Here is an 11,884-nt window from a genome sequence, read left to right as displayed (position 1 = left end):
GCAAAGGGTATTAAAAGATATCCTAATATCCTTGTAGATTTTTTAATATCATTAAGCTGTAATATTTCTTTTTTATCTTCATTGTTATCAAATATTGGAATATAGCCGATACAAGATAAATACCTCCTACTATAATTGCTATGGAATTTATCTTTTTAGTTGAGATATCAAAACCAAATCCTAAAATAAGAAGTGCAAGGATTAGGGATATTCCCCAAGCAAAAGCTGAGTTTCTATATTCCTGAAAACTATCTAGTTTTCTTTTTTCTATTCTTTTTAAGTATTGTTTGTTTTCCAAAGTCTCCACCTCCTCCTAATATGACTTCATCTTGGACTTAATTCTTGGATCTAAAAATGAATACATAATATCAACTACAAGATTAGCCAAACTTATAATCACTGCAACATATACTACTCCTGCCAAAACTATAGGTATATCTGGAATGAATTGTTTATCCACTATGAAGCTGCCAATACCGTTAATATTGAATACCTTTTCCGTTACGGCAGAACCTCCAAGCATACCTCCAAATTGTAATCCTATAACAGTAACTATAGGAATCATTGCATTTCCAAGTATATGCTTAGTTATAACCTTTCCTTCACTTAAACCCTTAGCACGGGCTGTAACAATATAATCCATATTTTTTACCTCAAGCATAGAAGACCTTGTCATACGGGCTACAGTTGCAGCTAATGATGTTCCCAAAACTACACTAGGCATAATAAGTGTTTTCCAATCTCCTAGAATAAACGTAGCGGGAAGCAAATGCATCTTTATAGAAAAATTTAATATTAAAATCAATCCCATCCAAAATGTAGGTATAGACAATCCTAGGAGAGCTACTAGCATGAAGATATAATCAAAAGATGAGTATTGCTTTATTGCAGATATAATCCCTGCAGGTATTGCTATAGCAACAGCTATGATGAGGGAAGCAAATGTTAATTGCAATGTAATAGGAAACTTTCTCATAATTGCAGCTAAAACATCTTCATTTCCTACATATGACTTTCCTAGATTAAAAGTAATTAAACTTTTAAATGTATTGAATAGTTGTATATAGTATGGCTTGTCCAACCCATTAATCCTGTTGAACTCTGCAACCTGATCTGGTGTAGCTGTTTGCCCTAGAACATTTATAGCTGGGTCCATTGGAGACAAATATAGTATAGTAAATACTAGCCAAGTAACACCGAATATAACAAATATCATCATTAAAAGTCTTTCAAATATATATTTTGTATAAGGATTACTATAGATCAATATCAATACATACATGGGAAGAGATAATATTATAGATATTGCAAGAAATACCTTATTGTTAAACAATTCTACAAAAGTATTGCATAAAGTAATATTCTTAATTCCTCTTTTTTTAGCTTCAAAGACTAGCTCATCCATCAATATTTCGTTAAACTTCTTCTCTGCATTTTTATTTACTCTATTCTTAAAATCCTCTTTACTTAATTCTTTTTTAAAGAAATTTTGCTTATTCTTCAATTGTTCTTCAGTATCCTTAATAATCTTATCCTTTACACCCTCTTTTATTAGCCTATTGGCAATATCTTCTTTCAATTTTTCATATTGATTTTCTCTTCTATTATTTAAATATTTAAATAAAACAAAAGGAAGAGATAATATTCCAAATACAAACAAGAATATCTTATAAAGAGGGCGTTTATACATCTTTTCAAAAGAAACTCCCAAAGTTTTTATCACCTTTTTAACCTCCTTATTTTATTTTTTTATGTCCTCAATATCTAAAGTCATATAATCAAAGACAATTTGTTCTCCATCATTTATTACAATACAAGGTAAGCCAACTCGTCCGCTTTCCCTAATATCTTTAAACTCTGGAGCATGGTCTCTGTGTTTCAAAAATAGCTTTAAATTAAACAAATTTTCTGTAATATCCAGATACAAAAACTTTATTTCATTTGTAGAAAGAAACTCTTTCGCAGGTGTACATCCGGGTCAATGCTTACTTCCAAAAATAATAACTTTTTTCATTTAATATCCTCCTGTAATTTTTAATATTATTGTATATTTAATTATCTTCTATATATAGCAAGAACCATGCCATACTTTTTATCACTTTTTCTAAGTAAATAAAAAAAGCGCCTATGGACGCGTTAAAGGTAGCTTTTCTTGATATTAAATTATCGATATTGAAATATTAAAGCAAAACCTTCCTATTGGTTATAAAAAAAGTCATCTCAATAATGAGACAACTTTTAAAAAATTATGTCTATTTTTGTCGTTTAGTGTCCTTTTTATCTATCGTCTCATGATTGAGATAATTCTCATGATTGAGACAGATATTATACTCCTTTATTTTTCTATATAATGTTGCTCTACTGATGTCTAATTCTTTACAAACACAACTGATCATTTGGTCTTTTGTGTTAGAATAAGAATATTTATTTATACATCTTATAATAATTTCCTTTTCTACTATACCTAAAGAGCTGGATAAAGATTCACCATCAAATCGTTTAGTAAATCCTTCATTCTTAGGTTCAAGACGCTTTTCTATCACTTGACTACTTATTAGACTTCCAGTTTCAAAATTACATGCATATTCTATAAGGTTTTGCATCTCTCTAACATTACCAGGCCAATGATATTCCATCATTAGATTAATAGCCTCTTGTGTTAGACCACGGATATCTTTGTTAAGCAGTTTAGAATAATACTTGATAAAATGGTTTGCAATATATAAGATATCTTCATGTCGTTTGACCAATGGAGGTACCATTATAGGTATTACATTTAATCTATAATATAGGTCTTCCCTAAAAAGCCCTTCTTTAACTCTCTTTAGCAAATCTTTATTTGATGCAGCAATAATCTTTACATCAACTTTTTTTACGACATTGCTGCCTATCCTGCAAACTTCTTTTTCCTGTAAAATCCTCAATAGTTTTACTTGAAGATCATAGGGAATGTCTCCAATTTCATCCAAGAAAACTGTCCCTTTATCCGCTACTTCAAACTTACCAATTTTGTTAGCATATGCCCCAGTGAAAGCCCCCTTCTCATAACCAAAGAATTCACTTTCAAATAAGTCATAGGGAATAGCTCCGCAGTTAATAGGGACAAATGCGAAATCCCTCCTGTCACTGGAATTATGTATAGCTCTCGCAAATAATTCTTTGCCTGTCCCACTTTCCCCCTGAATCAATATATTAGATTCAGATAAAGCTGCCTTTTCAGCTAATCGCTTTACTTCCAAGAATTCTTTGGAGATTCCTAAGATATTATCAAACTTTAGCCTGATATGATTTTTTTCAATGGATTGCATAACTTGTTTCTTAAAATAATCTATATTTTGAATAGTTAGCATTATTTCTTTAGAATTATTATCCATATTTAAATAAGTTATGGTCACAAGGAGCGTATATTTTATTCCAAGAATATCTATGGCAATTTCACAGGGTCGTATACACTGTCCTGATTCCAATAATTCTTGAAGCTTCTTATGTTTCCTTATCTCACTTACAAAATCATCTATATTTTCAATACCAACCTCAGCAAATATACCCTCTAGTGCATTGTTTGTATATAATACCTCTCCACTGTCTGTATATAGGATTACACCTGAGTTTATAGTATTTAAGATACCGTTCATTCTTTGTGCATATCTTTTCTTAGATAGATCCATTTGATACTGATCATATTTACCTCCTAATAAAGATGCCATCTTTTCAAGGTAGTTTAAATAAATATCTCTATTACTTTGTATTCGATGTTTTTGTTCATCATTAAATGCTATAACACCTAAAACACCAATTTTCTTCTCCTTACACTTAATTGGTACACAGATCTTAGCTAATTCCTGACAATGAATACGATTGGTACATCTATTATATATAGATTCATTTTTACAATGATTGATAATAACAAAAGATTCGTCAGATAAAAGACAACTTTCAAATGCAGAGTTCTTCGCAATTTTATTATTAAGTTCTTTCTTATATATTCCAGTCCCAGCTATCCGATCCATATTTTCATTCATCATCGTAACATCTAAATTAAGAACCGCCTCAATAGCTTCAGCAATCTTTTGTGCTAAGTCATAATACTCTTGTAATTCTAATTCGTTAATCATGGCGTCCTCCTAAAAACACTTATTTGAAAATCTTATAATAAGTATATTATATATAATTAATATGAATAACTGCAATAGAGCTCATATGGTAAATTTTATAATGCTTAAATTAAAATGAGGATTCTTATCCAAAAGAATCCTCATGTCTCCTATATTTACAATACTTCTAGATATAATAAATGCATCTAAGATATTATTCCTAATATATTTAAAGAATCCAAAACACTCTTAATTAATCAAGCCTTATATCTTATATTACATATACATTCATAATAAGCTGCATTATTACCCATATCGGAATATCTCTCAGAGATAAGTCTATTAACTCCTCCCAATCTTTGTATCCACCATCCCTGATATATCATTAGTATATCTCTTCTTATGCTGTCATTATACTCAACTACACAATCTAAACTACCAGTATCTGTGAATACTTCAGCTACTGAGCCATTCCTTATATCCATCTTAGATCCAGTTTCACTATGTATATATACGATAGGTAACTGTTTTTCATCCACTAGAACAAAATGCTGGGAATTAAGTGAATCCTTAGTATGTGGAGTAAGCAGATAAAAAGGATATTCTTCATTTGGTTCCATATCTATACTTTTATATACAGGGAGAGGTTCAAAACCCTGACTCTTAGCTAGGTTAGAATAAAGTTCATATTTTCCGCTAGGTGTTTGGAAGTTCTTATCATACCAAGCCACAGGAGTAGCTCCAGGTACTATTATTGGACCTGACTTTATATCATCTATAGTTATACCCGTTAAGTCAGTCATTGGCTTTAGTGCCTTTTCTATCCACCACTCACTATTCTCTATAGGAAAGTTTTCTAGTTTCAATCTCTTAGCTAATTCATTCCAAATCAACAACTCAGATGGTATCCAAGGATTTGGTTCTATTACCTTATTACAATAATTTATATAATTGTGATTAGATGGAGGACAAATTATATTATCTTCCTCTAAAAAATGACGACAAGGTAAAACAACGTCAGATAAACTTGCTGTATCTGTCATAAACATATCTATAGTAACTTTAAATCCTACTTTTTCGAATGCTCTAGTCATTCTGTTACTATCCATAAATTGAGTTAATGGATTAGCTCTAGTAGTAAATATAATCTCTACCTTTGGGTCTTCTGCTGTTTCAATAAATTCAGCCATTTTAGGTCTAGAAAATACTCTATGGTGTTTTCTTAGTGTCTCTCCCGACAGAAGTTCATGATCAATATAATCATTCATCCTGCTATTGTTATAATTTACTCCTCCCCCGCCTATTCCAATATTTCCAGTTATTGCACCTAAGGCATCAATGGTTCTAATAGTATATCCTCCATTGGTATATCTTTGTATTCCAAATCCAATTATAATAGAAGAAGGCTTAGAATTACCATATTTATCTACAAGTGTTTCAATATCTTCTATAGGAACACCAGATGTTTTCGCTCCTTTCTCTAGGGTAAAATCCTTTACATAACTCCTAAACTCGTCAAAACCCACTACATATTTATCTATAAATTCCTTGTCAATTAATCCCCTTTCAATAAGGATATTTGCCATTGTAAGAGCCAATGCTCCGTCGGTCCCTGGCAATGGGGATATATGCATATCTGCTAGTTTTACTGTATTTGTCTCTAAAGGGTCTATAACTATGATATATGCTCCCCTTCTCTTTGCTTCCTTTAAAAACGGAACAAGATGAAGTCCAGTATCCATAGGATTTCTTCCCCATATAATGATAGTCTTTGAATTTACAACGTCGGAAATTTCATGGCTTAGAGATTTTCCAAAATCATATCTTTGACCTTCACTTCCTGCTCCTACGCATAAACTGCCTATTGCAGCAGTAACTCCACCATATGCACTAAAAAATCTATTTTCCACTTTTTTAAGTAGTCCTACGTTGCCTGCATGATTACAATGTAACAAGGCAGTAGTAGGATATGTTTCCCTCAACTCATGAAGCTTACTTGCTACTAGATCCAAAGCTTCCTCCAACTAGCCCTTTTCCATCCATTTTTCTCTTTTATCAGCGGCTCTCTAATTCTATCTGGATGGTTTATCATATCCATATACCTCATACCTTTGGCACATAAAACATTACCTGTAATATGGTTTCTATTATCTCCCTTAAGAGATATAATCTTGTTATCAGATACAGTAGCCAAAATAGAACATGAATCCCAACAATCCAATGTACAAGAAGTACTTATTTTGATTTCGTTATAATCCATTATCAACACCTCAAAATAATTATATCAAACTGAAGAGTTTTTTTCTCTAGTTAATTATATTATCTAATTTTTATAGATTTCTTCCAAATTTAAAAACCCCAAGACTACATTCAAAGCCTTGGGATTTCTATATTATTCTGCTGGATTAATAACAGTTATTCTTCCTTCTAATTCTGGAGATACTGTTTTAACTTTCATTAGATATTCTACAAAAACATCTCTTAAATAAAGCTTAGTTTTCAATGTTTCTGTTGTTTCATCCTTAAGCATAGTGAAATTATCTCCTCCACCTGTTAAGAAATCATTTGATACAACCTTATAAACTTTATCCATTTCTATAGGTTTATCATCTACTAATACTTCTGTTACCCTTGAACCTACTTCCTTAGATGCATCAAATGTATATTTAAGTCCTGCTACTTGTAAGAAGCCACCTGCAGCTCCTGGATACCAAGATACTCCATGCTCTAAAGTCTTCCATATAGTTTCACCAGTAGCTTCTACTACAACTACTGTATTATCAAATGGTAAAACTGCATACACATCATTCATAGTAATAGGCCCTTGGGCAATACTTGCCCTTACTCCACCACCATTTTGAAGAGCAATATCAGCACCAGTTATATCTAATAAGCTATCTGCAATTAAATTTGCTAAATTAGATTCTTTCATTCTTGCTGTTCCTCTTTCACCATCTAAGACTACAGTAGATTCTCCTACTACTTCTTTCATCTTTTCATCTAATTGAGTCTTATATTTCCCTATTATGCTTTCTGCTACTGGATCATTTTCAAGATTTTCAGTTAAGAAAATATGTGCAAAATTAAGACCTATCATTTTATTATCTAATACATTAATATTTATCTGATTTAATACTTCTGCATGTTTTCCAGGAGAAATTAACCAAGTTCCTTCAATATCTTGTGGAAATCCAACTACGTCTTGTCCACCACCGATTTCTATATCAATACCCTTTACCTTTGTAGGAAGTATCGGATTGTTTCCATGAATATGTGCAAGAGTTATTATTATATCTGTTTCATCCTTAATAGCATCTATAGCATTTTGTGTAGCTTCAAATTGCTCTTTAAAAGTAATTCCTTTAACATTATTAGGATGAGTATATACATGACTCATATCATCTGTTATGCCAATAATCCCTACTTTAATTCCATCTACTTCCTTTATAATAGATGGTTTTAAAAACTCTGGATATTTTTCTTCAAAATAAGTATTTGCTGATAAGAATGGGAATTTAGCATTACCAGCATTTCTCTTCATAACTTCGAAAGGAAAATCAAAGTCATGATTTCCTAATGCCATAGCATCATAACCCATTTCATTCATTACCTCTATAGTTGATGCTCCTTCAAATAAATTAGCAATGTTGGTATTATAAGGTGCATCGCCACCGTCTATTAATAAAGTGTTAGGCTGTTTTTTTCTAAAATCTTTTATAATCTTACTCATTTTAGAAAGTCCACCTATTTCTCTTTCCATTCCTGTTGCTTTATATGGTTCCAAATGACCATGAATATCAGATGTTGCAAATACAGTTATTACTTTAAAACTAGGATTAGATAAGATATTGTGAAGAACATATGCAGCTTCTTCTCTATTTATCAACTCATCAGAAGTAGCAAACTCCTTAGAAACAAGATCTAAATCAACTATTTCTTGAATGAAATCAATTTCTTTATCTACTCCAAAAACTACTTTAGCTATCATCTCAATAAATTCTGTTTTTGTAAGAGTATCATTTGGTTTATATTCATTACCAACAACTTTATCTGCTCTTACTTTCAATAATCCTTCAATATAATTCATTCCCCAATGATTAACTATATCCTTTGAAGAAGGAATAGAAAATGCATCTGTTATTACTTCTAATGGATTACTATAGCTAAATTTCTTTTCTAGCTCTGTATTTTCCACCATAAGTGGTTCAATTTCAGATAGCTTGAAACCTCTCACTAATAATGCAGCAGCCTCTGCCTTTGTTAATATTCTTTCAGGATAAAACTTATTATTAGGGTTGGAGCTAATAACACCCTTGGTGTGTAACTCCCTTATAGCCTGATTATAAGGTGATTCTCCAATATCATTGAAAACAATCTCCTCTGCTGCTAATGTTGGCATACCAAGTCCTAATACTAGAATGATTGCCATAAAAATACTAATAAATCTTTTACTCATTGTCATGCCCCCTTAAATTATTATGGTCTATTAAATTATAGTATATATAGGTTAAGGGAACAAGACTTTCACGTTAAATATTGGTAAATTTAAAATATAAAACCTGTCCTTATATTTCACGGAGACAGGTTTTATTAATTCAACTATTCAAATAGCTCAATATAAGTGAACAAGATATACTCTATTTTAAAATATATTGTTTCTTAAAGTTTTCTCCTATGGCATCTGCAGCCAATATTGCTGCATATACATCTTCTGCTGTTACCTTAAATGGCATATAGTGAATAGTTTCACCTTCTGCACAGCTTAATTCTGCTGCTTCCATTAATTTTTCATTTGATACATTAGCCATATTTAAATCTGCTAATGTAGTTGGAAGACCTACTTCATTACAGAAATATAGCACTTCATTTAATTCTTCTATAGATGCATTTTCTAATACTAATTGAACCAATACACCAAAAGCAACTTTTTCACCATGATATAGATCATGTGCTTCTTCTATAACAGTTAATCCATTGTGAACAGCATGAGCTGCACCAAGTCCGCCACTTTCAAATCCAAGACCACTTAGAAGCGTATTTGCTTCTACTATTTTTTCCACAGCCTTAGTTACAACTTTCTTCTCTATGGCCAATTTTGCTTCAAGCCTTCATTTATCAATGTATCATAGCATAAATTTGCTAAAGCAATTGCAGCATCTGTCGGAAGTCCACCAGCCATAGTAGTTGAACCTGATTGAGAACTGGCCCTAGCTTCAAATTTTGTAGCCAAAGCATCACCCATACCTGCAACAAGTAACCTTGCTGGCGCAGATGCAACTGCCTCTAAATCAATCAATACAACATCTGGATTCTTTGGTAAAAGTAAATATTCATCAAATGCTCCTTCCTCTGTATATAATACAGATAAGGCACTACAAGGTGCATCAGTACTTGCAATAGTTGGAACTATGACCACTGGTAATCCCTGATAATAGGCAACAGCTTTTGCAGTGTCATGGATTTTCCCTCCGCCTATACCGATAATAACATCTGCACCTATTGATTTTACTTCTTCTTCAAGTCTTTTTATCTCTCCTTTTGAACATTCACCATTAAATTTTGCAAAATGAATATTAACAGAGTCTCCAAAACTTTCCTTCACAGTTTCTCCAAATCTTTTATGACCTGATTCACTAATTATAATAAAGAAAGATTTTCCCAAATGTCCTACATGATCTTTAATTCTCTTTAATTCGCCAGCACCTTGTATATATTTTCCCGGAGAAATTATAATTTTTGTCATAAGTACCACTCCCTAATTGTTTTTAATTAATATACCCTTGATTGACAATTAATAATCAAGCTATAGATATGTTTTATATGGAATTATAATAATATAGATAAATGATAGTATGGAGTAGTAAACCGATTATATAATCATTATGGTGATATAAAAATACCCTAAGGCTTATGATCACTAATAGCCTTAAGGTCTGTTAGATTAATGGCTCTATATTAAATATCTAAATAATAAGCAAACACAATAAATACTTAACAATCTTAATATTATCTTTTCACCCTTACCATTTGTCTTAATTTTAATAGGAAATGATATATTATTTTTCAAAGGGTAAAATAACTTTACTCCTCTAGTAGTAAATAAATCTGCTATTATATGTAGTACATATCCTATAGCAAAACCAGAATATACAGAGGTTAATCCATAATTCACTGTTCCCAGTGTAACTATAGATGTAGATGCTAGAAAACCTACTATACTATGGGTAAAACCCCTATGACTAGATATCCCTATGAGAAAGGATATTAGTCCTAAATAAAGAAAGATACTTATTTGATTTGAATAATACAAATACATAAATAAACTGCCTAAAGATAGATAAAATAATATCCTATAAAAATTATTATTAACCAATAGTATTTTTTGATTTAATTTACCCTTAGGATGATCTAAATCAGGAATTAAGGAACTTATTGCTGAAGCTAATACTATTATTAACTGATTTTCTACTGGCTGACCAAAGGATACTGTTAATGCTGCGGTGATTCCTATTACTACATGTGTCTTTCCCGTCATAAAACTCCTCCATAGATGTCATTTTCATATACCTGCCTAATTAGTATACTTTATTATAGAGAAAAGAACAAGTATTCCATTTAATATAAATTTATATTTTTCTATTATATCTAGCTATAATCAATACAGATTTATACCTTCTAGTTCCTTATGGCTTAAATAAACCTGTGGTATAATAATGATAATCAGTCTCTCTCTCATTGACCACTAGAGTAGAATCCTTTAAGGAGAAATTCTTATCATATCTATATAAATATCCATCTCCCAGTATGATAATATCTTCACCATCTAACTCTAACTGTTCTATATTATGTGTAAACTCAACTATGTCACTACTTTTATCATCGACATTAAATATACTAATTTTATTTCCTATAACTCCTACAGGATCAAAATGGGTGATAAGTAATTTGTCATTATATTCCATTATTTGGAAAGGAAAATTTTCTTTTAAATCATATATTCTAACTTCTCCACTTTCTCTATTGTATTCACATAATTTATTTATCGGTTGACTTTCTGTACCTTCTATTGAATGAGATGCTGAAAAGTATAATTTATTGTCTTTCATTACTGTATCATATTGTCCAAATCCAATATCTGTAATATCTATTTTTTCTAAGATATTTAAAGTATCAGCATCTAGTCTATAAAGAGATGAATTCATTTTTCCATTTTCATTGCTTTCACCAAAGGCAAATAATTCATTCTCATAAATTTCAATATAGCTGATATAGGTGTTAGGTATTTCTACTTTAGATAGTTTCTTTGTTTCCCTATTACATCTTACAATATTTGATACAAAGTTCATGGTATTAACACCATAAATATAGCTATCATCTACAGCAATACTATTCATGTTCTGTAACCCAGTATTATATTTTTTTATTTTCATCTTATCCAAATCATATTCCATAATAAAGGTAAGTTCTTTTTTACTATAAAGTCCTTTAGGAACAATAAACATACTATTTTTAAAAACTTGAGGCAAAGAAAATCCATCTCCCATAGAACCATATTTAATTTTTTCCTCACCTATCTTTTCCAAGTTATCATCATAAAATGATATATATGAGTTATTCTCTTGACCTGTAGTTTCAATCACTCCATACTTATAATTAAAATCTTTTCCCTTAAAGCTCATATTGTTACATCCTGATAATAGGAATAAGATAAGAATTGTAGCTATAAGAAAATTATTTCTTCTATACATTTGTTTCCCTCCTAGGTAATAATAGTGGACATACTAAATGTA

The 11,884-nt window shown here is 30.9% G+C and carries 11 protein-coding genes; all 11 read right to left on the bottom strand.

The genetic code is table 11. The features are described 5' to 3' along the window. Positions 1 to 22 precede the first annotated feature (22 nt). The 11 genes from CIW83_RS22915 to CIW83_RS10830 all read right to left on the bottom strand — a co-directional run bounded on the left by CIW83_RS22915 (position 23) and on the right by CIW83_RS10830 (position 11,842). Positions 23 to 298, bottom strand: coding sequence for a hypothetical protein (locus tag CIW83_RS22915; RefSeq protein WP_201259807.1), 276 nt, complete (start codon positions 296 to 298; stop codon positions 23 to 25). 15 nt (positions 299 to 313) lie between these two features. Further along, positions 314 to 1,723 carry an ABC transporter permease gene (locus tag CIW83_RS10870; RefSeq protein WP_201259806.1) on the bottom strand — a complete coding sequence of 470 codons (1,410 nt, stop codon included), beginning with the start codon at positions 1,721 to 1,723 and terminating at the stop codon, positions 314 to 316. Positions 1,724 to 1,741: 18 nt separating this feature from the next. Continuing rightward, a complete protein-coding gene (locus CIW83_RS23700) occupies positions 1,742 to 1,903 on the bottom strand; it encodes a hypothetical protein (RefSeq protein WP_235601298.1) in 162 nt (53 codons plus the stop codon). Positions 1,904 to 2,252: 349 nt separating this feature from the next. Continuing rightward, entirely contained in the window at positions 2,253 to 4,115 is a 1,863-nt protein-coding gene (locus CIW83_RS10860; RefSeq protein ID WP_094901081.1) for a sigma-54-dependent Fis family transcriptional regulator, read from the bottom strand. 236 nt (positions 4,116 to 4,351) lie between these two features. Then, a complete protein-coding gene (locus tag CIW83_RS10855; RefSeq protein WP_158220093.1) occupies positions 4,352 to 6,106 on the bottom strand; it encodes a molybdopterin-dependent oxidoreductase in 1,755 nt (584 codons plus the stop codon). Further along, positions 6,097 to 6,354, bottom strand: a complete 258-nt coding sequence (locus CIW83_RS10850) for a hypothetical protein (protein WP_094901077.1) — start codon at positions 6,352 to 6,354, stop codon at positions 6,097 to 6,099. Before CIW83_RS10850 ends, CIW83_RS10855 begins: the two co-directional genes overlap by 10 nt. Before the next feature lie 132 nt (positions 6,355 to 6,486). Next, positions 6,487 to 8,550 carry a 5'-nucleotidase C-terminal domain-containing protein gene (locus tag CIW83_RS10845; protein ID WP_158220092.1) on the bottom strand — a complete coding sequence of 688 codons (2,064 nt, stop codon included), beginning with the start codon at positions 8,548 to 8,550 and terminating at the stop codon, positions 6,487 to 6,489. A gap of 181 nt (positions 8,551 to 8,731) precedes the next feature. Beyond that, complete coding sequence (locus tag CIW83_RS24350) at positions 8,732 to 9,187, bottom strand: iron-containing alcohol dehydrogenase (RefSeq protein WP_255374376.1); 456 nt, start codon at positions 9,185 to 9,187, stop codon at positions 8,732 to 8,734. Beyond that, positions 9,178 to 9,837 (bottom strand): iron-containing alcohol dehydrogenase, encoded by a 660-nt coding sequence (locus CIW83_RS24345; protein ID WP_255374375.1) that lies wholly within the window; start codon positions 9,835 to 9,837, stop codon positions 9,178 to 9,180. Before CIW83_RS24345 ends, CIW83_RS24350 begins: the two co-directional genes overlap by 10 nt. Positions 9,838 to 10,044: 207 nt before the next feature. Continuing rightward, entirely contained in the window at positions 10,045 to 10,629 is a 585-nt protein-coding gene (locus tag CIW83_RS10835; RefSeq protein WP_094901073.1) for a metal-dependent hydrolase, read from the bottom strand. A gap of 148 nt (positions 10,630 to 10,777) precedes the next feature. Continuing rightward, entirely contained in the window at positions 10,778 to 11,842 is a 1,065-nt protein-coding gene (locus CIW83_RS10830; protein WP_094901071.1) for a hypothetical protein, read from the bottom strand. Between the last annotated feature and the right edge of the window lie 42 nt (positions 11,843 to 11,884).

Source organism: Tissierella sp. P1, assembly GCF_002266425.1.
Taxonomy (GTDB): Bacteria; Bacillota; Clostridia; order Tissierellales; family Tissierellaceae; genus Tissierella; species Tissierella carlieri.
The sequence above is the reverse complement of the archived record's forward strand: the minus strand, read 5'-3'. Positions and strand labels throughout refer to the sequence as shown.

Excerpts from the sequence above, each read along its gene's own strand:
- CIW83_RS10860 (WP_094901081.1), bottom strand. The coding sequence starts at position 4,115 with ATGATTAACGAATTAGAATTACAAGAGTATTATGACTTAGCACAAAAG.
- CIW83_RS10850 (WP_094901077.1), bottom strand. The coding sequence starts at position 6,354 with ATGGATTATAACGAAATCAAAATAAGTACTTCTTGTACATTGGATTGT.
- CIW83_RS10845 (WP_158220092.1), bottom strand. The coding sequence starts at position 8,550 with ATGAGTAAAAGATTTATTAGTATTTTTATGGCAATCATTCTAGTATTA.
- CIW83_RS24345 (WP_255374375.1), bottom strand. The coding sequence starts at position 9,837 with ATGACAAAAATTATAATTTCTCCGGGAAAATATATACAAGGTGCTGGC.
- CIW83_RS10835 (WP_094901073.1), bottom strand. The coding sequence starts at position 10,629 with ATGACGGGAAAGACACATGTAGTAATAGGAATCACCGCAGCATTAACA.
- CIW83_RS10830 (WP_094901071.1), bottom strand. The coding sequence starts at position 11,842 with ATGTATAGAAGAAATAATTTTCTTATAGCTACAATTCTTATCTTATTC.